18 protein-coding genes are annotated in these 23,808 nt (G+C 33.5%); 10 read left to right on the forward strand and 8 right to left on the reverse strand.

The window, feature by feature from the left end; all coding sequences use genetic code 11:
• Positions 1-122 precede the first annotated feature (122 nt).
• The 3 genes from lon to J3U27_RS00455 all read left to right on the forward strand — a co-directional run bounded on the left by lon (position 123) and on the right by J3U27_RS00455 (position 5,009).
• Complete coding sequence (lon, locus tag J3U27_RS00445; RefSeq protein ID WP_267330026.1) at positions 123-2,558, forward strand: endopeptidase La; 2,436 nt, start codon at positions 123-125, stop codon at positions 2,556-2,558.
• 127 nt (positions 2,559-2,685) lie between these two features.
• Entirely contained in the window at positions 2,686-4,557 is a 1,872-nt protein-coding gene (locus J3U27_RS00450; RefSeq protein ID WP_267376539.1) for a SurA N-terminal domain-containing protein, read from the forward strand.
• A 152-nt stretch (positions 4,558-4,709) separates the two neighbouring features.
• Entirely contained in the window at positions 4,710-5,009 is a 300-nt protein-coding gene (locus tag J3U27_RS00455; protein ID WP_267330028.1) for a ComEA family DNA-binding protein, read from the forward strand.
• Between the two features lie 44 nt (positions 5,010-5,053).
• On the opposite strand, the gene priA is transcribed toward J3U27_RS00455, so the two are convergent.
• Positions 5,054-7,210: a primosomal protein N' gene (gene priA, locus J3U27_RS00460; RefSeq protein ID WP_267330029.1), complete on the reverse strand. Its 2,157-nt coding sequence runs from the start codon at positions 7,208-7,210 to the stop codon at positions 5,054-5,056.
• A gap of 188 nt (positions 7,211-7,398) precedes the next feature.
• Here priA and moaC point away from each other — a divergent pair, with 188 nt between their 5' ends.
• The 4 genes from moaC to J3U27_RS00480 all read left to right on the forward strand — a co-directional run bounded on the left by moaC (position 7,399) and on the right by J3U27_RS00480 (position 10,583).
• Positions 7,399-7,884 (forward strand): cyclic pyranopterin monophosphate synthase MoaC, encoded by a 486-nt coding sequence (moaC, locus tag J3U27_RS00465; RefSeq protein WP_065562378.1) that lies wholly within the window; start codon positions 7,399-7,401, stop codon positions 7,882-7,884.
• Positions 7,885-7,888: 4 nt separating this feature from the next.
• Positions 7,889-8,134, forward strand: a complete 246-nt coding sequence (moaD, locus tag J3U27_RS00470; RefSeq protein ID WP_267376540.1) for a molybdopterin synthase sulfur carrier subunit — start codon at positions 7,889-7,891, stop codon at positions 8,132-8,134.
• Between the two features lie 4 nt (positions 8,135-8,138).
• A complete protein-coding gene (moaE, locus tag J3U27_RS00475; protein WP_255305717.1) occupies positions 8,139-8,582 on the forward strand; it encodes a molybdopterin synthase catalytic subunit MoaE in 444 nt (147 codons plus the stop codon).
• Between the two features lie 192 nt (positions 8,583-8,774).
• A complete protein-coding gene (locus J3U27_RS00480) occupies positions 8,775-10,583 on the forward strand; it encodes a sulfatase-like hydrolase/transferase (RefSeq protein ID WP_267376541.1) in 1,809 nt (602 codons plus the stop codon).
• A gap of 27 nt (positions 10,584-10,610) precedes the next feature.
• On the opposite strand, the gene sppA is transcribed toward J3U27_RS00480, so the two are convergent.
• From sppA to pcnB, 6 genes are all read right to left on the reverse strand, one after another.
• Positions 10,611-12,428, reverse strand: a complete 1,818-nt coding sequence (gene sppA, locus J3U27_RS00485) for a signal peptide peptidase SppA (protein ID WP_267330032.1) — start codon at positions 12,426-12,428, stop codon at positions 10,611-10,613.
• A gap of 32 nt (positions 12,429-12,460) precedes the next feature.
• Positions 12,461-13,273 (reverse strand): bis(5'-nucleosyl)-tetraphosphatase (symmetrical) ApaH, encoded by an 813-nt coding sequence (apaH, locus tag J3U27_RS00490; RefSeq protein ID WP_267376542.1) that lies wholly within the window; start codon positions 13,271-13,273, stop codon positions 12,461-12,463.
• A 4-nt stretch (positions 13,274-13,277) separates the two neighbouring features.
• Positions 13,278-14,075, reverse strand: coding sequence for a 16S rRNA (adenine(1518)-N(6)/adenine(1519)-N(6))-dimethyltransferase RsmA (rsmA, locus tag J3U27_RS00495; RefSeq protein ID WP_065734777.1), 798 nt, complete (start codon positions 14,073-14,075; stop codon positions 13,278-13,280).
• Positions 14,068-15,381, reverse strand: coding sequence for a peptidylprolyl isomerase SurA (surA, locus tag J3U27_RS00500; RefSeq protein WP_065562371.1), 1,314 nt, complete (start codon positions 15,379-15,381; stop codon positions 14,068-14,070). Before surA ends, rsmA begins: the two co-directional genes overlap by 8 nt.
• Positions 15,382-15,443: 62 nt before the next feature.
• Positions 15,444-17,825: an LPS assembly protein LptD gene (gene lptD / locus J3U27_RS00505; protein ID WP_267376543.1), complete on the reverse strand. Its 2,382-nt coding sequence runs from the start codon at positions 17,823-17,825 to the stop codon at positions 15,444-15,446.
• 74 nt (positions 17,826-17,899) lie between these two features.
• Complete coding sequence (pcnB, locus tag J3U27_RS00510) at positions 17,900-19,201, reverse strand: polynucleotide adenylyltransferase PcnB (protein ID WP_267376544.1); 1,302 nt, start codon at positions 19,199-19,201, stop codon at positions 17,900-17,902.
• Between the two features lie 410 nt (positions 19,202-19,611).
• On the opposite strand from pcnB, the gene oxyR reads away from it, so the two are divergent.
• From oxyR to J3U27_RS00525, 3 genes are all read left to right on the forward strand, one after another.
• A complete protein-coding gene (gene oxyR / locus J3U27_RS00515) occupies positions 19,612-20,535 on the forward strand; it encodes a DNA-binding transcriptional regulator OxyR (protein WP_065562368.1) in 924 nt (307 codons plus the stop codon).
• Positions 20,536-20,566: 31 nt separating this feature from the next.
• The gene (gene fabR, locus J3U27_RS00520) at positions 20,567-21,211 is read left to right on the forward strand and encodes an HTH-type transcriptional repressor FabR (protein WP_065562367.1); all 645 of its coding nucleotides are present in this window, start codon (positions 20,567-20,569) and stop codon (positions 21,209-21,211) included.
• A 99-nt stretch (positions 21,212-21,310) separates the two neighbouring features.
• Positions 21,311-22,339 (forward strand): alpha/beta hydrolase family protein, encoded by a 1,029-nt coding sequence (locus tag J3U27_RS00525; protein ID WP_267376545.1) that lies wholly within the window; start codon positions 21,311-21,313, stop codon positions 22,337-22,339.
• Between the two features lie 66 nt (positions 22,340-22,405).
• Here J3U27_RS00525 and pntB read toward each other — a convergent pair whose 3' ends face one another.
• The gene (pntB, locus tag J3U27_RS00530; RefSeq protein ID WP_065562366.1) at positions 22,406-23,800 is read right to left on the reverse strand and encodes a Re/Si-specific NAD(P)(+) transhydrogenase subunit beta; all 1,395 of its coding nucleotides are present in this window, start codon (positions 23,798-23,800) and stop codon (positions 22,406-22,408) included.
• Positions 23,801-23,808: the final 8 nt, after the last annotated feature.

Here is a 23,808-nt window from a genome sequence, read left to right on the forward strand (position 1 = left end):
TATGTAAAAAGTGAAATACGTATGTACATTTATTGTACTACGTATTTAAAACAGGATAAGCTTGAATATCTTAAAATCACCCCAATATAAGACAGATAAGTTTGTACTACCGAGAGAATAAAATGAAGACAAAACAAACTAAACAAATGATTATGCCTATTTTACCATTGCGTGATGTTGTTGTATTTCCACATATGGTAATTCCTCTCTTCGTTGGTCGTAATAAATCAATCCGTTGTTTGGAAAGTGCAATGGAGATGGATAAACAAGTTTTTCTTGTAACACAAAAATATCCTTCACAAGATGAACCTGATGTAGAGGACTTGTATGAAGTCGGTACTATAGCCAATGTTTTACAATTACTTCAATTACCTGACGGTACAGTTAAAGTTCTGGTTGAGGGTGTCGCGCGAGCTAAAATTGTTGATATTATTGAACGAAAAGATGATGATTTTTTAATTGCAAATATTAAACCGCTAAAAGAAGCTAAGAAAGCTGATAATATTAGTCAAGCGATGATAAGAGTCTTATTATCAAATTTTGATGATTATGCGAAACTTAATAAAAAAGTCACTCAAGAGGTTGTTGATTCAATTCATTTAATTAAAGAATCATCTCAATTAGCAGATTCCATAGCTGCTACCTTATATATAAAAGTTGAACAAAAACAAGAGATTTTAGTTACTGCTGATTTAGAAAAACGTTTCGAGTTGCTTATTTCATTAATGGAATCAGAAATTGACTTGTTGCAAGTTGAAAAAAATATCCGTCAACGCGTCAAACAACAAATGGAAAAAGCGCAAAAGGAATATTATCTAAATGAACAGATTAAAGCAATTCATAAAGAGTTAGGTGATATAGATAATAAACCTGATGAATTTGAAGAGTTAAACTCAAAAATTACTAAAGCAAAAATGCCAAAAGAGGCAAAGGAAAAAACACTATCTGAGCTTAATAAGCTTAAGATGATGCCTGCTATGTCTGCCGAAGCAACTGTTGTTCGCGGATATATTGATTGGATGTTACAAGTTCCTTGGAATAAACGCAGTAAAGTAAAAAAAGATATTAATGCTGCACAAAAAGTTTTAGATAAAGATCATTATGGGCTGGATCGTGTAAAAGACCGAATTTTAGAGTATTTGGCTGTACAAAGTCGAGTAAATAAAGTTAAAGGTCCAATTTTATGCTTAGTCGGGCCTCCAGGCGTTGGTAAAACATCATTAGGTCAATCCATTGCTAAAGCTACGGGTAGACAATATGTTCGTATGGCTTTAGGTGGTGTGCGCGATGAAGCGGAAATACGTGGACACCGAAGAACCTACATTGGTTCAATGCCAGGTAAATTAATTCAGCGTATGGTAAAGGTTGGTGTAAAAAACCCGCTATTTTTATTAGATGAAATTGACAAGATGGCTTCTGATATGCGTGGTGATCCTGCATCGGCATTACTAGAAGTTCTGGATCCTGAACAAAATAATGCATTTAATGACCATTATTTAGAAGTGGATTATGATCTATCTGATGTCATGTTTGTTGCGACAGCTAATTCAATGAATATTCCAGCACCACTACTTGATAGAATGGAAGTTATTCGGCTATCTGGTTATACCGAAGATGAAAAATTGAACATTGCTAAACAACATTTAATCGCTAAACAGATTGCTAATAATGGCCTAAAAGCAAATGAAATTGATATTGATGATTCAGCTGTAATTGGCATTATTCGCTATTACACTCGTGAAGCAGGGGTCCGAAGCTTAGAAAGAGAAATTGCTAAAATTTGCCGTAAAGTTGTTAAACAATTGGCTTTAAACAAGCGTTTGCGTAAAGTAAGTGTAACTCAAACTAACTTAAAAGATTACTTGGGTGTACAGCGTTTTGATTATGGTAAATCCGAAAGTGAAAACCGGATCGGTCAAGTGAATGGTTTGGCATGGACAGAAGTCGGTGGTGATTTGCTAACCATTGAATCAATGAGTGTTGTTGGTAAAGGAAAATTAACTTATACCGGCTCACTTGGTGACGTTATGCAAGAATCTATTCAAACGGCACTTACGGTTGTTCGTTCGCGCGCTGAAAAATTGGGTATTAATAGCGATTTCTATGAAAAGCGTGATATACATGTGCATGTTCCTGATGGTGCTACACCTAAAGATGGTCCGAGTGCAGGTATTGCAATGTGTACGTCATTAGTATCTACTTTAACGGGTAACCCTGTTCGTGCTGATGTTGCCATGACTGGTGAAATTACTCTACGAGGTGAAGTATTACCAATTGGTGGATTAAAAGAGAAATTATTGGCTGCTCACCGAGGTGGCATAAAAACAGCTATAATTCCTATTGATAATGTTAAAGATCTCGAAGAAATTCCAGCAAATGTTAAAGCTGAAATTGATATAAAACCTGTTAAATGGATAGATGATGTATTGACGATTGCATTGCAAAATAATCCATTTGGTATTGAGCCGGTTAAGGAAAAAGTTCAAATAAAGTCGCCAGTTAAAAAATCTGTTAAAAAAATTAAAAATACAGCAAATATTTCAACTCGATTGAACTAAAATAAACCAATCAAAAAGCCAACCTTATGTTGGCTTTTTTTTCGACCTTTAATTAGATAATAGCCAATTTTGGCAAATATGATATACTTGCGAAATTAAAATTCAGGTATATGGAGAATGACAAGCTATGATGGAAAAAATAAGAACAGCTGCAAACAGTCTTGTTGTTAAAATAATCTTTGCTATTATTATTTTATGTTTTATTTTTACTGGTGTTGGATTTTTAGGCTTTGGTGGTGGCAGTGGTGCAAATGATGAGCAATTGTACGTTGCTAAAGTCGACGGAGAAGGGATCAGTCGAACTCAATTTGAGTCTCAAGTAAAGTATGAATTAAGTAAAATTACAGGTGGTGATGCTTCGCTTACCAAAGTAATCCGAAGAAAAGTGTTATCTGAGCAAATAGATAATTATTTAGCTTATCAATTTTCAAAAAATATTCATGCAGCAATCAGTAACGAGCGCGTAAAAGATTTTATTAAAAATCAGAAAGTTTTCTTTATAAATGGAAAATTTGATAATCAAAATTATTTAAATTTACTTGCTGAAAATGGTTTTACTCCAGAAAGTTATGCAAGCTCATTAAAAACATCGTTACAACAAGAACAAGTTATTGGTGCATTAGTCACAACTAGCTTTGTTTTACCTTCTGAATCTGAAATTTCCTTGTTAAAAGATCAGACAAGAACTATCTATGCTACTAAGATTGATTCTTCAATAGATGATATGAAAGACATTAATATTACCGAAGAAGATGAGAAAAAATATTATGAAGAGCATAAAAATGATTTTATGAGGAAAGAGCGAGTAAAATTAAAATTTATTTATAATTCAAAAGATGACATCGCTAAAACCATTAAGGTTACTGATGATGATGTAAAAAAAGAATATGAACAAAATTTAAAAAAATATACCTACCCAGCAAAAAAAGAGTTTAGTGCTATTTTTGTTACAGACAAAGCGCAAGCAGACAAGATCGTTAAAGAGTTATCTTCAGGCGCAAATTTTCAAAATATAGCTGAAAGTCTAAATCAAAATAATAATAATATTTCAGCTTATGGTAAGAATGGTTCTTTAGGTTGGTTTGCTGATGATGATTCTCTGCCTGAGTTCTTTAAAAAAGCAAACTTGAAAAAAGTTAATCAAATTTCAAATCCAATTCCGACTGATGATGGCTTTATCATAATTAAACTTGATGCTGAGTTACCACCAAAGGCTATGGATTTTGATTATGCTTCAATTTTAATTTACGAGAATTTAACTAAACAAAAATTACAAAATGGATTTAATGCTGTTGAAGATAAAATGAAAAATGCCTTATCTCAATCACCTAAATCAATTGAAGAGTTATCTGAAAAAACGGGTCTTGAAGTTCAAACAACTGATTGGACAACTTATAAAGATATGTCTACAATCATGATTCATCCTGAAATTAGTGATTTAGTCTTTAGCGAAGAAATGATCGCTAATGGGCAACCGACTCTTAAATTATCAGACTTAATTCCAGTTGAAAGATCTCATGGTAGCTATGATTTTATTATTCAAGTTACTGACTATCACCCAGAGGGGATAGCTCCGTTTGATGAGGTTAAAGATGAAATTAATAAAAAACTATCTAAAAATATCTCCGAGAGTCGTTTTAAAGCTAATGTTGAAAGCCTTTTAAATGAGTTAAATACTACTGGAAATTCAGATAAAGTAAGCTTTAGTAAGAAATATGTTTTGCACAGAGATTCGAAAGATTTAGACAAAAAAGTAGTTGATATGGTTTTTAGTTTAGAACCACCAATTTCAGGTGTTAAATCTGATGAGTTTAATGTGGAATATTTAGAAAATAATACTGCTTATATTTTCACCTTAATTGACGTTGATACGCCTAAGGAGTATCAAGATATTTCACCAGAATTATTACCATTATCTATGTCTAACACTTTTCATTATCTTGCAAATGATATTCGTTCTAAAGCGAAGATTGAAATCATGCCTGATGCAAATTTGTGATAAAGATCGAAAAATTTTGGTGATAAATCAAAAAAAGAGAAGCCACTTTGGTGGCTTTTCGCATTTTTATGAATATTAAAATTTAGCAAATTAATTCCATGAGATAGTTATGAAGCAAATTTAGTTGCATAATTATATTGGAGTTAATTTACATGAAAATTTTTACACTATTATGCCTTTTATTTTCATCTTTACTTTTTTCAACAGTTAGTTTTGCTGATTCGAAAGCAGATGTCACTATAAAAGATGAGCAAATTGTACAAGTCAATATTAATACGGCAACAGCTGAAGAGCTAAGTAAAGTATTAACTGGTATTGGGATGAGTAAAGCTAAGAAAATTATTGAGTATCGAGAAAAATTTGGTCCTTTTGTTTCTATAGAACAATTAAAGGAAGTTTCTGGTATTGGTCAAGCAACGCTGGATAAAAATATAGGAAAAATCTCTTTATAAATATCCTATCTTCCAAGAGATAATCTATCTGTTGGAAGATATTTTTAATTATCAATTGGATCAACGTCAATACTCCATCTTACGTTTGATGCTTCACTCCACTGTTCAGTTATAAGATTATCTAATATTTGTTGTAATAATTGTCTGTTCGTATGTTGTAACAATAATTGCCAACGATTATAACCCGCTTTTTTAGGTTGACTAGCAGGCATTGGACCAAGTTGCCATAAATTATGGTCATAATTGGACTTTAACCAATCATGGATACGCTGTAAAAATTTTGGTGCCTGTAAATTATTACGGTCAGCAGCACGAATTAACACCTGATAGCTAAATGGTGGCAGTAAAGTTTGTTGACGTTCAATTAATGTTTGTTTTGCAAATGCCTGATAACCTTCATTTAATAAAGTATTTAATAAAGGGTGCTCTGGATGATAGGTTTGTAGAATCACTTCGCCAGCTTTTGTTTCACGACCAGCTCGGCCTGATACTTGAGTATAAATCTGAGCAAATCTTTCCGTTGCTCTGAAATCACTTGAAAATAAGGCGCCATCAACATCAATTATGCCAACTAACGTTACATCAGGAAAGTGATGACCTTTAGCCAAAATTTGTGTACCGACTAAAATATGGGCTCCGCCTTTATGAATATCATTCAAATAGGTATTCAATGCTTCTTTTTTAGTTATCGTGTCGCGATCAATACGAGTAACTTTTATATTTGGGAACAAAATATTAAGTTGTTTTTCAAGTTGCTCCGTTCCAAATCCAATTGGTAGTAACTGGGTCGAACCACACTTAGGGCACTGTTTTGGCACTTCCCTTGGCGTATCACAATAATGACAAATCAGTTTATGCTGCTTTTTATGATAAGTATAAGGGCGATCACAACGTGGGCATTCCGCTATCCAACCACAATCATGGCAAATTATTAATGGTGCGAACCCTCTACGGTTAAGAAATAACATCACTTGGTTATTGTTATTTAAATGCGTTTTTATTTTTTCTATAAGTGGTTGAGATAAACCTGAAGCTAAAGCCATGCCGCGAATATCTAAAATAGATTGTTTGGCTAATTGGGCATTACCCGCTCTTTGAGTAAGTTTGAGATGCTGGTACTTATGAGTTTGTGCATTATTAATCGATTCAAGAGAAGGCGTTGCGGAACCTAAAACTATAGGTATATTTTCAATTCTAGCTCGGATAATAGCTAGATCTCTAGCATTATAACGCCATCCTTCCTGTTGTTTGTAAGAACTATCATGCTCTTCGTCGATAATAATGATACCTAAATCTTTAAAGGGAGTAAAAAGCGAAGAACGAGTACCTACGACAATGGCATTTTCACCCTCTTTACTTCTTAACCAAACATCTAAACGTTCCTTGTCTGTTAAGCCTGAATGTAAAATATCAATCGGGGCATTAAAGCGCTGTTTAAAACGCTTTATTGTTTGAGGTGTTAAACCAATTTCAGGAACTAAAATTAATGCTTGCTTACCTTGTGATAACACATCTGCAATTATATTTAAATAAACTTCAGTCTTTCCTGAACCAGTTATACCATCAAGCAAAAATACACCAAATTGTTTATTCTGTTTATTAATAGTCTTTATGGCATTAGATTGTTCATCATTTAATTGGATCGATGTTGGGTTGGTCGAGTATTGCCAGCAAATATTGTCAGGTTGTTGATAAACTAATTCTATAAGCTGTTTTTTTTGTAATTCTTGATATAAATTTGAACTAAATTCGTCTTCATTTAAACAGTTGTTTCTAAGTGAAGATAATAATAACTTTTGTTTTGGTGCACGTGATAATAAGCTTAAATCAATTTGTTGCCCTAGAGGTGTTAATTGCCACTGTTTTATATCATCCTTGATAGCTTGACGACCTTGCCTTAATAGAACTGGCATGGCATGAAATATGACTTCGCCAATTGGAAAGTGATAATAACTTGTTGCCCAATTCAATAACTGCCAAATTGGTTGAGGAAAGGGGTTTTTGGTATCAATAATTGCGGTAATTGATTTTAAATTTTCGCTATCAAAGGTCGATTGCTGATCAATTTTAATGATTATTCCAATCATTTCCCTTTTACCAAAAGGCACTCTAACCCGCGCACCAATTTCAGCAGGTACTGTTAGTTTGTAATCAAACAGTCGATAAAGGGGTACCGGTAAGGCTACATGGGCAATCAGCATTAACAATCACTATTATTAAAAATTGATATTGTACGCAGATTTTATTTAACTCGCAAAAGTTACATAGAGAAATTAATTATTTTTGAGTTAACTATCTAAAAACTTTATTTATATGATAGTAGTATCCATAAACAAAATTTGTTATCTTGAACGGCAAGTTAAAGCATAATATTTAAAGGTAGTTAAAAATGTCAGCATCATTTTCACACATTAATCAACATGGTGATGCACATATGGTTGATGTTTCTGAAAAAAAGTTAACTTTACGAGAAGCTCGAGCCGAGTCAATAGTATTAATGAATGCTGAAACATTTAACCTAATTATTGAAGGGAAACATCATAAAGGTGATGTTTTTGCAACTGCAAGAATTGCTGGTATTCAAGCGGCTAAACGAACATGGGATTTGATTCCACTTTGTCATCCACTACTTCTAAGTAAAATTGAAGTCAATATCGAACCTGTATTTGAAAATCACAGCATTAGGATTGAAACAATTTGTCGGCTAAGGGGCCAAACAGGTGTCGAAATGGAGGCCTTAGTTGCTGCTTCAGTTGCTGCATTAACGATATATGATATGTGTAAAGCTAATCAAAAAGATATGGTTATTAATCAAGTTCGGTTACTGAATAAAATTGGTGGTAAATCGGGCGAATTTAATGCGGCAGAGCAGTGATACTATGAACAAAATTATTTTTTTTGCACAAATTAGAGAATCAATTGGGGTTGAAAAACTTGAATTATCGGTAGAGCAAATGTCAATAAATCAACTTTTAGATCACCTTAGTTTGCGTGGTGATAAGTGGGTATTAGCTTTAAAAGAAAAAACAGTATTATGTGCAGTTAATCAGACTTTAGTTGACTATGACTATGTCATTAAAAAGGGTGATGAAATTGCTTTTTTCCCTCCAGTTACAGGTGGTTAACAGCGTGAACATTATTCAAGTTAACCAATCTCCCATTGATGTGAATTCATTAATAACTTGGCTTTATCAATCGCCTATAGATGGTGCTGTAGTGACTTTTATGGGTAAGGTGCGTAGTTTTGAAAACCAAGTTATAAGTTTAACGTTAGAGCATTATGCAGAAATGACTGAAAAGGTGCTGTGCAATATTATTAATCAAGCCAGAGATAGATGGTCGATTAATCGTGTTGCAATAGTCCATCGTGTCGGTCAAATTTATGCAAATGAAAGTATTGTTTTTGTTGGTGTTAGTGCAGCACACCGCAGTGATGCTTTTGCTTCTGCGGAGTTTATTATGGATGTACTAAAAAATGAGGCTCCATTTTGGAAGAAGGAACAGACTTCTAGTGGCGAAAATTGGGTAGAAGCCAAGCAATCGGATATAAATGCATTGAAGAAATGGTATTAATATTTATTTAGTCTATAATAGATTTCATCATCAAAATGTCTTCAGAGGCTCAAAAAAGAGCCTTTTTTGTTAAGCTTATATTAATCTCTTCATATTTATCTTTTTTTGTTAAAAATTTTGAGGAAAGTACTAATTTTAAGTAGAAAAATCGCTATTATTAAAAATTTTTAATCCTATTGCTCGTGGAGCTATATGAAAAAACTCTATTCGTTCGTATTAATAAATATTTTTATTTCGTCTATCATTACTATCCGATATTTTTGGGTGCCTGGTTCATCGTTTAGTTGGGATGGAAGCTTTTTTTCTCTATTTGCCGTGTTAGGCCATTTTTTCTCTGTTTATTTATTACTTTTTATTTTATGTTTTCCGTTTATTTGGGTGAAGAGAACGTTAAGTAATATTTGTTTAGCTGCTTTATTTAGTTTGTTACAGATTGTGCTGTATGTTGATACTATTGTTTTTCAGCAGTATCGATTTCATATCAATGAATCTGTGCTATCAATGGTTTTCTCGGGGCAAGTTGTCGATTTTTCAACGATCACTTATGTTTTGATGTTTTTGTTAATATTAGTATCTTTTGGAGCAGAATATTTAATTCTTTATTTGTTAGATAAAAAATTTAGCCAAAAACGTTCAAGAATATTAATCGTATCGACAGTATTTCTTTTCGGTTGTTTTTTTATTAGTCATTTAATCCATATGGTTGCGTTTTATTATGCCTATTCCCCGATCATGATTGTTAAAGAATATATTCCATTATATCGTCCATTTACCTCGAAAAAGATAATGGGATTGTTTGATAAATCAGGGCAACGTAAGACACTTATAGAAAAGGAGCACGCAACTATCTATTATCCTAAAAATGAGCTGATGATTAACCCTCATAATACTACAACACCCAATATTATGTTTATTGTCTTAGATTCTTGGCGTTATGATACTTTTAGTCAAGAAATTTCACCCAATACTTACCATTTTGTGAAACAGAATAATGGAATAATTTTTAATAATCATTACTCAACAGGGAATGCAACTCGAACTGGTATTTTTGGACTTTTTTATGGTATCCCCGGCACGTATTGGGATGCTTTTTTAAGAAATAGAATTCCCTCGTTATTCATAACAACATTGCAAAAAGAAAATTATAATATAGGTATATTTACTTCAGCCAAAGTTACTGCGCCAGAATTCGATCGTACGGCATTTTTAACCATTAAAAACTTAAGAATTAGTAGTAAAGATGGATCTGCATCGAGTCGAGATAAACAGTTAACTGATGATTGGCTAAACTGGTATAAGAGTAGAGATACATCTAAACCAAGTTTTTCATTTTTATTTTTTGATGCACCACATGCTTATGATTTTCCCAATTATTTTGAAGTTAAATTCAATCCAATTGGCGAGCTGAATTATATGACATTAAGCAATGATACAGATCCTGTTCCCATTTTTAATCGTTATAAACAAAGTGTCTACTATGATGATTATTTGCTTAAAAAGGTCTATGATGAACTTGAACGATCAGGCTCGCTAGATAATACGTTAATCTTTATAACAGGTGATCATTCACAAGAAATGAATGACAATAATCTGGGTTTTTGGGGGCATAATGGTAACTATACTGATGCTCAAACTAAAGTACCTTTTATCATAGTTGGAGCAAAAGATCTTAAATATATCACAGATAATATAAATAAATTTACCAGCCATGAAGATGTCGTTCCAACAATAATGCGACATTATTTGCATGTGGAAAATGATATTTCAGATTATTCGACAGGTTATGATTTATTTAGCCCAATAATCGATCGAGATTGGCTATTAATGTCAAATTATAGTTCTTATGCCGTTCGGACTAGAGACAACATCTATTTTGTTAATCGTCTTGGTATAAGCCACTATTTTGATTGTCATAATAATCAGGTCGATAAAACACCTGATTATAAAACAATCCAAGCGGCAATGAATGATATGCGTTATTTTTTCCAGACACAAAAATAAAAAAATCCACCGTAAGGTGGATTTTTATTATCGAACATCAGCACAGTTTAGACAGTAAATATAACGGTTTTGTGAATCTTGGAACTTATCCCATAGTGAAACTTGTTGCTTAATTTGTTTTACTTCTGGGATATGCTCAAAAAATACCTCTGCTGTTGATTTTGGCATCATAGCAAACATATCTGAGTAAAGTGCATTGAACCAACTGCCTTCAGGCTTTTGCCAATCTATTTTATAATTAGAAATATTGGCTAATGTTGCAGCCATATCAACCGCATCGTCAAAATCCCCTAATTTATCCACTAAGCCATTTTTACTTCCTTCGGAGCCGAGCCAAACTTGCCCTTGAGCTATATGATCTACTTGTTCTGAGGTCATATTACGAGCTTTTGCTACTAAAGAGATGAAATTAAAGTAACCATTATCAATATTCATTTGAATAAATTGATTCATTTCATCGGATAAATTTTGAGTTAAGCTGTTATTTGCCAATGGTGAGGTTGAAACCCCATCGTTATAAACACCAATATGAGAAAGTGAATTTTCAAAAGTTGGTACAATGCCAAAAATACCTATTGAACCTGTAATCGTATTCGGACTAGCGACAATATAATCAGAAGCTGTTGATATCCAGTATCCTCCGGAAGCAGCCATTCCGCCCATAGAAACAACAACCGGGATTTGGTAACGACGTAAAGTTTCTAGTTCACTGCGAATTGCTTCTGAAGCTTCGACACTTCCTCCTGGACTATTTACTCTGAGTACGACAGCCTGTATGTTATTACTTTGTAATTTATTACGAATATCTCTTAATTGTTTAACAATATCTTGGCTACCAGCTACATTACTGCTATTTGCGCCGTTAGTAATAGTTCCATTCACAAAAATGACAGCTATTTTTGGTTCTTTGTTTGATTCTTCAGCATTTTCCTTAAGTCTATAATCATAGATACTGACTTTTTGTTTTATTTTATGTTCAAGTTCAAAATCAAATTCATCACTTATCGCATCAATTAAACCGTTTGCTAAAGCGTATTGGGCCATATTACCATTAACAGATTTTAGTTCTGATAACATTTTATCGGCTGAAGGAACTAGTTGTGTAGGTGCTTTTTTGCGTTCTGCAGAAATGTCATTAAGGTAGTTATTCCACATTAAATTTAACCAACGAGAAGTGTTACTTCTTGCTTCTTCTGACATATTATCTCTGATAAATGGCTCAATAGCTGATTTATAAGTTCCTACACGGAAAACATGAGTATTAATCTTTAAGTTGTCTAATAATGTTTTGTAGTACAAATTATTGGCGGATAATCCAAAAACATTAACTGCACCTAATGGGGTTAAATAGATTTTATTAGCATAACTCGCCAAATAATATTGGCTTTGATTGAAGCTTGAACCAATAGCGTAAATAGGCTTATTTGCCTCTTTGAATCTGTTTAAATATTTACCAATATATTGCAAAGAACTCAAGTCTGCTCCGACAAAGTTATCCAATTTTAGGACTATGCTATTTATATTAGGATCTGATGTAGCTTGTGATATTTTTTGCACTAAATCGAATAAACTATTTTCACGTGATAGATTTACTCTTTTACCATATAATTTATTTTGTATTTCATACAATTCATCACTATAAAGTGAATTGTCGACAATAACGCCTTCAAGATTTATAACTAATGTGCCATATTGAGGAATGATGTCTTGCTTTTGTGATTCTTTAAATAATGCAATACCACTCAAGATCAATAGGATTATGATTAAGAAAATTAGGTTAAGAAATATTTCTCTAATTAAATTGATACCTTTCCAAATTGATTTTATAACAGTTAGTACAGACATAATAAAATAACCCTTTAATTATTCTTTTATTTTTAATTTTTCATGTTTTTCTTTTTGAAATATTTTTTATCTTCAAATCGTAAACATGTTAATTTGCCACCCCAACAGCACCCTGTATCGAGTGCGTAAATATTTTCAGGTGTTCCTTTTCCATTCAATGCTGCCCAATGACCAAAAGCAATACTATATTCTGACGGAATTTTACTTGGTAATGAAAACCATGGTTTAAGTTTCGATGGGGCCTCATCTGGTTGATCTTTACAATAAAAATCAAGCCGTCCATCTTCGTAACAGTAACGCATTCTTGTTAAAGCATTCGCAATAAAGCGTAATCGATCTAACCCTTGTAATTCATATGACCATTCATCAGGAAAGTTACCATACATTTTGTCAAGAAAGAGGGGATATGAGTCACTACTTAAAACCTGATGAAGATCATTAGCACATTTTTTCAATGTTTCAAGATCCCATTGTGGAGATATTCCGGCATGAGTCATAATAAGTTTTAATTTTTCATCTATTTGAATTAATGGTTGTTTACGCAACCAATTCATTAGTTCATCGAAATCATCAGCGTGGATAAGTTCGTCAAGATTATCCTTCTTTTTTGATGGTGTTACATTGGCGTAAATTGAGAGTAAATGTAAGTCGTGGTTACCTAAAACTAATCTTATTTGTTCGCTGTTTTGTTTTACAAATCTAAGAACTTCAAGTGATTTTGGTCCTCTAGCAACTAAATCTCCAGTAAGCCATAAGGTATCTGATGATGAAATATCAGCTTTCTCTAATAGTCGCATAAACTCATCATAACAGCCGTGAATATCACCAATTATTAGATTTGCCATAAGGTTATTTCCAAGCGTTTGCTAATAGACAATATTGTTGTACTGTCAAATTTTCCGCACGTAAATTCGGGTCAATACCTAATTCAGCTATTTGCTCACTGTTAAATAAATTACTTAAGCTATTACGAATTGTTTTACGTCTTTGGTTAAAAGCTTCGGTAGTAATACGTGATAGTACTTTAATATCATTAACTAAATAGGGCTTTTCTTTGTAAGGTATTAGTTTAACTACAGCTGAATCAACTTTAGGTGCTGGTTTAAAAGCTGTAGGTGGTACTTCTAAAACAGGGATGATTTGGCAGTAGTATTGTGCCATAACACTCAATCGACCATAACTTTTGCTGTTAGGTGCAGCAACTAAACGAGTAACAACCTCTTTTTGCAGCATAAAATGCATATCAGTAATGATTGGTGCATATTCGAATAAGTGAAACATCAATGGTGTTGAAATATTATAAGGTAAATTACCAAAAACTCTCAGAGGTTGACCTAATGTATCGGACAATTTGTTGAAATCAAAATTTAGTGCGTCTTGTTCAATCACACTGATTTTATTTTGTAAAAAAGGATTTTCAACTAATCGGCTAGCTAAATCTCTATCAATCTCAATAACAGTTAAATGATCTACCAATTTACTTACAGGTACTGTCAATGCGGCAAGCCCTGGTCCTATTTCAACTAGTGCTTCTTCTTTCTTAGGTTGTATGGCTGCCACAATACTTTCAATAATATAATTATCATGTAGAAAGTTTTGACCAAATCGTTTACGGGCAAAATGACCTTGATGAACACGATTATTCATTCTTACCTTCACCTGTAATTTTGATATATGCATCACCTTTTAACTCTTGAATCCAAACTTGTGCTTCTTCAGCAAATTTTCTATTGAAAATCATCCGATAAGCTTGATCTTTTTTAACTAAGTTTGTACCGTCAGTTTGTCTGGTATCAATTAGTTGGATTATATGCCAACCATAAGATGATTTTATTGGTTGACTGATTTCACCCTTTTTCAATTGTGATAATGCAGTCCTGAAACCTTCATCATAAACTTCTGGCCTATTCCATCCTAAATTACCACCACTATCTTTTGAACCTGTGTCTTCTGAGTTAGCTTTTGCTGCTGCAGCAAAAGTTGTTGCTCCGCTGGTAATGGCTTTGCGAATGTTAATTAATTTTTGTTTAGCCACCTGATCGGTAACTAATACGTTGGTTTTAATTAAAATATGACGAGCATTAACTTCTTGAAGTGTAATTTTTTGTGGTGTTTCAGAACGGTTATCGTCAACTTTTAATATGTGAATCCCAACTCCAGAGCGAATTGGTCCTATAATACTTCCTTTTGGCGCTCGAATTAGTCGTTCCTCAAAAATAGTAGGTAACTCATTTAACTTTTTCCAGCCCATTGATCCACCTTTTAAAGCAAGATCATCATTTGAGTATGACGCGGCTAATTTAGCAAAATTTTCCCCTTTTTTTGCTCGATTGATGATGTCCATCGCTTTATTGGTAGCACTATCAACTTGTTGTTTAGACGCTTTTTCTGGAATAGTAATTAGAATATGACTAATTTTAACATCAATATTGTTAGTTGGTTGGTTAGCTATTGTTTTGGTTAAATGTTCTACTTCTCTGTTAGAGACTTTGATTCTAGGTCGAACTTCATGCAGGCGTGCTTGTTCTATTAGCATATCAGTATGAATACGATCACGATAAGTGCTATAGCTCATGCCCATAGTTGATAATCTGCTTCTTAGTTGATCTATTGTCATACCATTTTCAGCTGCTATTCTATCGATTGCGGCGGTAACTTCATCATCACTAATAGTAATTTTTGCTTTTGCCGCTCTTTGTAAAATTAATTTTTCAACAACAAGGCGATCAATAATTTGTTTTCTAAGTATTTTATCATTAGGTAAAGATTTAGGATCGGCGCTCGCTTTAATCGTTTTGAGCATGTCACTAACATCACTTTCTAAAATGACGTTGTTATTCACAACAGCTGCAACCTGTTCAACCACTTTTGGAGCAGCATTTGCTGAAAAAGGTGTAAAGAGTACTAAATTAACACTCAAGTTTAATGCAATAAAAAGTTTTAATAATTTCATATTTACTCAACTCATTATGTTGTTGCGGTATTAAATTTACCACAATAAATTTATTAGTATGTTTATTCAAATGTTGTTGTATAAGGTAATTTACCAAAGTTTAACATTTTGGCTTGCGTGTCACGATTACTTCCTAAACCTTTAAGTTCAAAGTTAATTGACAGTTTGTTTTTGTATTTACTTATATGTTCTGTGTTATCCCAGTCGGTTAATTTGCGTCCATATTGTACGGTTACTCCCCAACAGCAATCGCTATAATTTACCCCAATAAAACTGTCTGAAATCTGTTTTTGCTTAATATCATAATAATAAGATCCCACAGCACTCACTTTTTCAGATAGTGGCCAACTAACCATAATGCCGGCTTGAGAAAGATCTTGTTTGTAACCTTTATATGCGGAATACTTATACCTGTCATCTACAGTGTCAATATAGTTACGATTGGCATAACGATAAGATAATTGAATTAATTTGTCACCCGATGGTCGATATTCAAACGTTGTATTGGCTAGCGAAATAGTATCGATACGGGTGTCGTATTGAATCCCGCTTCGGAAAATAATATCGTCACTAATTCGCCAGAAATTATCTGTTGCCCAAGTGACACTACCCGTATCAGAATTTTTATCTAATTCATTATTGTGATCACCGGTTTTAGATTTTGTAAAATAGGTAATTTGCCCTAAGGACATATTAAATTTTTCAACTTTGTTACTATCATAAAAACGTGTAGTTACACCCGTTGAAAGTTTATTTGTTGATGCAATACGGTCTAAACCACTATATGTTTGATCTCTAAATAAACCAATATAATCAGCTTGTAAGAGTGTGGAATCGTAATTTCCAATATTTGATTGGTTACGATAAGGGTTATAAGTATATTTCACTCTAGGTTCGAGTGTTTGGCTATACCCATCGATTAGATCAAAGTCTCTTTCAAAAATTACTTTACCATCAATACTAAATTTCGGTATAAAACGATTTACAGTGCGATCTAACTTTATCCCTTCTTTTATGTGTTCAAGATTATTATTATATTTAAATATGTTTTTCTGGTTGTAATGAGTTGCCATAAAACCAGTTTCTGCAGATAAATTTGCCCAAGAATTTGTAACTGTATAATTGATAGTTGGTTCTATATGGACTCGCCAAGCTTCGGGTTCATTATCTGTTGAATTTATAAAATGAGAAAGTTGTGAAAAAGTCTTAAATTTTAATGGTCCCAGCTCGTAGTTATAATAGTTGATATCTAATTGAGGCTGAGTTTGGTAAAGAATATCATAGTGGAATGGTTGGAAGTGTTTGTAACCTAAAGCAACATCCCAATTTTCATCATTGTATGCTAATTTATAAAACTGAGTCAGATATCCAGCTGTTTGAGACGCATATTTAGAACTGAGATCTGTTAAATATTGATTGTCACTGACTCGTGTAGTATCAGCTATAAAACGCCAATTGTAGTTAATTAATTCGTCGTTTTTCCAATAGAATAACCATCGATTACGATTGTTATCGTATCTGTTGCCATTTGTTGATTTTTTTCTATCGTCACTGTATTGATTATCATGCTGTAACCAGTCAAAAGCGAAAGTCCCTAATCCTAATTGATTTAAGTAGCGAAACTCAGTTTGTAACTGTACACCACGGTGTTGTAGTATTCGCGGTGTTATAGTCGCATCATAATTTGGAGCAATGTTCCAATAATACGGTAATGAAAAATCGATACCATCAATACTATCGTAACCAAAACTAGGAATTAACAACCCTGATCGTCTTTTATTGCCTGTAGGCAATTGTAAATAAGGTGAGTAAAGAACAGGTACTTTCTCTATTCTAAATACCGCATTCCAAACTTCTAACAACTGTTCTTCATTATCGTGAATAATTGTTGAACCTGTAATATTCCAAGCACTATCTCCTACAGGACAGGAGGTAAAACTACCATTTTTAAGAATTACATAGCGATTCTTATCAAGTTTGATCTCATCGGCTTCACCTCGTCCAAGTCTATTAACTAATTGATACTCACTTGGATTCATATTGGCATCATTGTTGTTTAGATTCATCGATGCGTGGTTACCTTTGGTTTGTATCATATTATCTTGATAAGTGATATCACCATCGAGTGTAACCATCCGATTATTTGCATCTTTTGAGTCAATCGTCACTTTATCAGCTAAAACTGTACGATTGCCTTGCTCTACATAAACACGACCTTTGTAAATAGCTAAATTAGGATAAAGTCCTTCAAACTCATCTGCCTCTGCATTAATAGGTAATGTATTTATATCTCCATTAACAATTGGTCGCTCAAATTTAGGTACACCAACAAGACACTGCGGATTAGTAGTGTCATTTTGGGGTAAATCTATTGCATAACTGCTATAATTGTACAAAGAAAATGTTACAGCTATAGCAATACGAGAAAGCGATAATTTTTTCATTAATGATTAGAATATGATTATGATTATTTTAATTGAAACATTATAGCGGTTATTTATAAAAGTGCGAATGAAAATTAACGTTTAGTCCGTCGTTTATTCGTTTTACCAAGTTGTCTTACCATGGCTATTTTCTTTTCAGCCGATACTTGTTGAAATTCATCCCACCACTTAGCTAAATCTAAAAGCTCACCTTTTTCGATTGAAGCTCGCATTTCTAATAAATCATAAGCTGCTCGGAACTTCTGATGCTCTAAAATGACAAATGCACGCTTTCCTTCTCGTTTTTTCATTCTTAATTGTAATCGCCACATATCACCCATAACCGCTGTAAAACGTCTTGGTATAGCGATAATACGGCATTGCTCATTTAGTACATCATTAATTGCCATAGAAAAAGAATCGTAATATTGCAAACCGCTCTCAATGCAGTTTAATTGAGTTTGTTCTATAATTGGATACCAAAAAAATGCTGCATATAAAAAAGCAGGGTTAATGCGTTGCTCATTTGCTATACGGTAATCAGTATTTTTTAACACTTGAGCAATCATTTTTTCCATATTTCCTTCATGGTCATGTGTAAATAAACGTTCAACCACTGGAAACAATTGTTTAAATAAATGATACTGCTTTAATAATATATAAGTATCGTAACCATATCCTGATTGTAGTAATTTCAACGATTCATCAAAAAGACGGGCTGAAGGAATATTATTTAATAATGGAGCCAGTTTTTTTATTGGTTCAGCAGTAGCTGGGTCAATTTTCATGTTAAGTTTTGCTGCAAAACGGATTGTCCTTAACATTCTGACTGGATCTTCACGATATCTTGTTTGTGGATCACCAATTAATCGAATAATGCCATTTTGTAAATCTTTTAGTCCACCACAATAATCACGAATTGTATAATCTTTGACGCTATAATAAAGCGCATTCATTGTGAAATCACGACGAACGGCATCTTGCTCTATCGTTCCATAGACATTATCTCGTAATAACATACCTGCTTGTGATCGTTTTGATATGTTCTTTTGTTCACTCTGAACATCATGATCACCTCGGAACGTTGCAACCTCAATTATCTCTTTTCCAAACATAATATGAGCTAAACGAAAGCGTTTACCTATCAAGCGGCAATTTCGAAAAATCTTTTGAATTTGTTCTGGTGTAGCATTTGTCGCAATATCGAAATCTTTAGGTTTTTTACCTAATAGAAGGTCGCGAATACAACCACCTACGAGATAGGCTTCATATCCTTGTTTATTCAATCGATAAAGTACTTTCAACGCATTTTCGCTTATATTCTTACGAGAAATATTATGCTCATTACGTGAGATGGAAATATAATGCGACTCTTGTCGCTCTTTGTGATGGAACATTTTACGATAAAAGCGAGAAACTTGTTTAAAAATAGCGCACCTCGAATTAATAATGGTCTATACTGAAATATAGCGCGCGATTATATCGCAATTAAATCTAACTTTCCATTTTTCTTGAAATAGTTATACCGAGTAAAATAAAGGAAATTTCTTTATATTAATTAAATATTTTATTTGATTTTTTGAACATAATTATCAACAATAGTAATTTATATAGTACAATTAGTTAGATTATTTTTTAACTTTATAAAAATTAATTCAAAATAGATTATCTTATTTATTTTATTAATGACTAATTGATTTAATTAAACTTATACTCTTTTAAAAAAAGATTTTTGATAAAAATAATTATTAATTTGGTTTACAATTAAGAGTATAAAAATATTAACTGATAACTTATTGGGGACTCTATGAATATTCGAGATTTGGAATATTTTGTATCATTAGCTGAATTCCGGCATTTTCGTAAAGCAGCTGATGCTTGTAATGTTAGTCAACCAACACTAAGTGGTCAAATCAGAAAACTTGAAGACGAACTAGGCGTAATGTTACTTGAACGTACTAGTCGTAAAGTATTATTTACTCAAACTGGCATGATGCTTGTTGAGCAAGCTAAAGAAATTTTACGTAATATACAGATTTTAAAAGAGATGGCTAGTCGTCAAGGGGAAGAGATGGCGGGTCCTATGCATATTGGATTAATTCCGACTATCGCTCCATATTTATTACCACATGTGATTACCGTATTACATGAATCCTTTCCTCAACTAGAACTTTATTTACATGAAGCGCAAACTGCCAATATTGTTGCTCAACTTGAAAGTGGAAAATTGGATTGTGCTATTATCGCTCAAGTAAAAGAAACCGCACAATTTATTGAACTACCTTTATTCAATGAACCTATGTTTTTAGCCGTTCCTGCAAATGATGAATTAGCTAGTAAACAGACAGTTAAGCTTTCTAGTCTGAAAGGGAAGAAATTTTTAATGTTGGAGGATGGTCATTGTCTACGCGAACATGCTATGGGGTATTGTTTTCAGGTAGGAATTGATGAAGATAAACAATTTAAAGCGACGAGTTTAGAAACATTGCGTAGTATGATATCAGCAGGACGTGGAATTACTTTATTTCCAGAGTTAGCTGCTCCAAATGAACGTACTCGTGATAATATTTGCTATATTCCATGTACTGATCCTGTCCCAACACGAAGCATCGCTTTAATTTATCGACCTGGTTCTCCATTACGTTCTCGTTATGAAACTATCGCTAAAACTATTCGTGACCATATGCCAAAAGTCTTTGCTGAAAAAGAACGACTGTTAGGCCAGAAATAATTTATATTTCTTATAGCGCAGAATTTAAAAAATGAAAAATGTTAAAACCTGTGGAGTTAGAGCGCAGCAAAAGGAGAGAACTCGTCGAAGTTTAATTGATGCTGCGTTTCATCAACTCAACGCGGAACAAGGTTTTGCAAGTTTAAGTCTGCGCGAAGTTTCCCGTGAGGCAGGTATAGCTGCTACATCATTTTATCGCCATTTTCGTGATATGGATGAGTTAGGTTTAGCGATGGTTGATGAGAGCGGTTTAACTCTTCGTCAATTATTGCGCCAAGCTCGAAAACGTATTGAAAAGGGGGGGAGTGTTCTTCGAACTTCGGTAACCACCTTTATTGAATTTATTGATAAAAACCCTAAAGTATTTTTATTGTTGCTCAGAGAAAAAGCCGGGACTTCTTCAGCATTCAGATCGGCAATTGCACGCGAAATTCAGCACTTTATTGTGGAGCTTGTTGATTATTTAGACAATGCCAACCAAATGCCACATCATTATAATGAAGCTCAAGCCGAAGCAATGGTGACTATCGCATTTAATGCTGGCGCGGAAGCAATTGATTTCGACATAGTACAACGCCAAGAACTAATTGAAGATCTTATATTTCAACTTCGTATGGTTTCTCGTGGCGCTTATTACCTTTATCATAAAGAAAAAATCAAAAATAATAATGAATAATTATTGTAAGTTGAAATCGTTATTTTAACTCACTATTATCAAAACCTATCTTATTGATTAATATTATTTATATGATGCAGTTATATAGGGAATAAGTTAATGGCTAAAGTGTACTATCTGTTTTTTTTCATATATTCAATTTCATTTTTTGGTTATGCAGATTCAAATGTTGGATTTAGGGAAATCCATTATGGAGAAGAAGATGGTAGACCTCTTAACATTGCAATATGGTATCCAACTACTAATCAACAGAAAACAGTATTTATAGGCGATAATGTAGTTTTTTATGGTTCTGAAGTTGTCCCTAACGCAATACCTATCAATGATTCAAGGAAACTTCCGTTAATCGTTGTTTCTCATGGTTACGGTGGTAGCTGGCAAAATTTAAGTTGGCTTGCCTATGAACTTGCAGGTAAGGGATATATTATTGCTGCGCCAAATCATCCAGGAACAACTTTTTTTAATAAAGATATTAATCAATCAAGAAAATTATGGCTACGTCCTGAAGACCTAAGTAAAACTATTGATATTTTAAAAGAAGATAAGCTATTAGCTAACCATATTGATATGAATAAAATATCAGCCATTGGGCATTCCCTTGGCGGTTGGACCGTAATAGTGCTTGCTGGTGCAAGATTTGATATTGATCTATTTAAAGAAGATTGTACTGAAAATTCACAATTGAAAGCTTGCCAATTAGTAAATGAACTAGGTCTTGATAACCCAAAATTAACTCAAAGTATGTTAGATTCAAGAATAAAATCATTTATCTCTTTAGATGCAGGGTTAGTCAGAGGTTTTACTCCCGAAAGTCTGAAAAATATTAATATTCCCTCTTTGATTATTGGAGCTGGTGTTGATGTTGGTGATATGAATGTAGAACTTGAATCAGGCTATTTAAGACGGTTTCTTTTAAAATCATTATCTACTTATACTGTTATACCAGATGCGATGCATTTTAGTTTTATACAAGTTTGTAAACCACAGGCGATAGAAATATTAGAGCAAGGAGCTAAAGGCGAAAGTATCATTTGTAAAGATGGCGGGGAACGAACCAGAACCGAAATTCATGATGAAATAATTAATCAAATTACTACTTTTTTAGATCAAAAAAATTTAAACCCTTAACATCTTATAAAAATACTGCGGCTAAAGCCGCAGTAATATTTTGTATCTACTAAAGACTAATCGTCATTAAAGATTTTGTAAAACTTTTTCAACACTATCTTTGGCATCACCAAATAGCATATAACTATTTTCTTTAAAGAATAGTGGATTTTGAACGCCTGCATATCCGGTATTCATTGAGCGTTTGGATATAATAACCGTTTTTGCTTTCCAAACTTCAAGAACAGGCATACCTGCGATAGGGCTGTTTGGATCTTCTTCCGCTGCCGGGTTAACTGTATCATTTGCACCGATTACCCAAACAACATCTGTATCAGGGAAGTCATCATTGATTTCATCCATTTCTAATACAATATCGTAAGGTACTTTTGCTTCGGCTAATAATACATTCATATGACCAGGTAAACGCCCTGCAACTGGGTGAATACCAAAACGGACTTCTATACCCATACCACGAAGCTTTTCAGTAATATTGCTTACAGCACCTTGTGCTTGAGCAACCGCCATACCATAACCTGGTACGATAATAACTGAACGTGCTTCTTTTAATGTTTGAGCAACTTCTGCTGGCTGCATTTCACGGTATTCACCTTGTTCTTCTTCTGAAGAGCTTGATGCGCTACCATCGCTACCAAAACCACCGGCAATGACGCTGATGAATGAGCGATTCATTGCTTTACACATGATGTAAGAAAGAATTGCCCCTGAAGAACCAACTAAAGCACCGGTTACAATAAGTAAATCATTACCTAACATAAATCCTGCTGCAGCTGCTGCCCATCCAGAATATGAGTTAAGCATTGAAATAACTACTGGCATGTCTGCACCACCAATTGATGCCACAAGATGGAAGCCAAATACTAATGCGATGATAGTCATAACAAGTAGACTAACAAGTGCGCCTGCGCCACTTTTCACACCAATAAAAGTAAACATCAAAATTACTGAAACAACGATTGCCGCTAAGTTCCAGTAGTGTTTATAAGGAATAGAAAGTGGTTTAGAGCTAATGCGTCCATTTAGTTTTCCAAATGCAACGACTGAGCCAGAAAAAGTAACTGCACCAATAAAGATACCAATAAAAATTTCTACTAAATGTACAGTAAGTTCACTGCCAGTGAAAACCATAATATTAGAATCTAAGAAGCTATTGAAACCAACGAGAACTGCGGCCATACCAACGAAACTGTGGAGTAGTGCAACAAGCTCTGGCATTTGTGTCATTTCTACTTTTTTAGCAAGATAAAGACCAATAGCTGCACCAATGACCATAGCAATAATGATCCAGTGTAGTCCGCCTTTAATACTTGCAATAGCAGCAATAAGTGCAATTACCATACCAACCATGCCATAAATGTTTCCAGATTTGGCTGATTCTTGATTTGATAGTCCTCGTAAACTAAATATAAAAAGTAATGCAGCAAGAACATAGGCTGCTTGAATTATTCCATGACTAAACATTATCAATA

This window comes from Gilliamella sp. B2911, assembly GCF_026536965.1.
In the GTDB taxonomy this organism is placed as follows: Bacteria; Pseudomonadota; Gammaproteobacteria; order Enterobacterales; family Orbaceae; genus Gilliamella; species Gilliamella apicola_E.

What these genes read in the sequence shown, in the direction of transcription:
- lon (WP_267330026.1), top strand. Translation starts at nt 123, where the DNA reads ATGAAGACAAAACAAACTAAACAAATGATTATGCCTATTTTACCATTG.
- J3U27_RS00450 (WP_267376539.1), top strand. Translation starts at nt 2,686, where the DNA reads ATGATGGAAAAAATAAGAACAGCTGCAAACAGTCTTGTTGTTAAAATA.
- J3U27_RS00455 (WP_267330028.1), top strand. Translation starts at nt 4,710, where the DNA reads ATGAAAATTTTTACACTATTATGCCTTTTATTTTCATCTTTACTTTTT.
- priA (WP_267330029.1), bottom strand. Translation starts at nt 7,210, where the DNA reads ATGCTGATTGCCCATGTAGCCTTACCGGTACCCCTTTATCGACTGTTT.
- moaC (WP_065562378.1), top strand. Translation starts at nt 7,399, where the DNA reads ATGTCAGCATCATTTTCACACATTAATCAACATGGTGATGCACATATG.
- moaD (WP_267376540.1), top strand. Translation starts at nt 7,889, where the DNA reads ATGAACAAAATTATTTTTTTTGCACAAATTAGAGAATCAATTGGGGTT.
- J3U27_RS00480 (WP_267376541.1), top strand. Translation starts at nt 8,775, where the DNA reads ATGAAAAAACTCTATTCGTTCGTATTAATAAATATTTTTATTTCGTCT.
- sppA (WP_267330032.1), bottom strand. Translation starts at nt 12,428, where the DNA reads ATGTCTGTACTAACTGTTATAAAATCAATTTGGAAAGGTATCAATTTA.
- apaH (WP_267376542.1), bottom strand. Translation starts at nt 13,273, where the DNA reads ATGGCAAATCTAATAATTGGTGATATTCACGGCTGTTATGATGAGTTT.
- rsmA (WP_065734777.1), bottom strand. Translation starts at nt 14,075, where the DNA reads ATGAATAATCGTGTTCATCAAGGTCATTTTGCCCGTAAACGATTTGGT.
- surA (WP_065562371.1), bottom strand. Translation starts at nt 15,381, where the DNA reads ATGAAATTATTAAAACTTTTTATTGCATTAAACTTGAGTGTTAATTTA.
- lptD (WP_267376543.1), bottom strand. Translation starts at nt 17,825, where the DNA reads ATGAAAAAATTATCGCTTTCTCGTATTGCTATAGCTGTAACATTTTCT.
- pcnB (WP_267376544.1), bottom strand. Translation starts at nt 19,201, where the DNA reads ATGTTCCATCACAAAGAGCGACAAGAGTCGCATTATATTTCCATCTCA.
- oxyR (WP_065562368.1), top strand. Translation starts at nt 19,612, where the DNA reads ATGAATATTCGAGATTTGGAATATTTTGTATCATTAGCTGAATTCCGG.
- fabR (WP_065562367.1), top strand. Translation starts at nt 20,567, where the DNA reads ATGAAAAATGTTAAAACCTGTGGAGTTAGAGCGCAGCAAAAGGAGAGA.
- J3U27_RS00525 (WP_267376545.1), top strand. Translation starts at nt 21,311, where the DNA reads ATGGCTAAAGTGTACTATCTGTTTTTTTTCATATATTCAATTTCATTT.
- pntB (WP_065562366.1), bottom strand. Translation starts at nt 23,800, where the DNA reads ATGTTTAGTCATGGAATAATTCAAGCAGCCTATGTTCTTGCTGCATTA.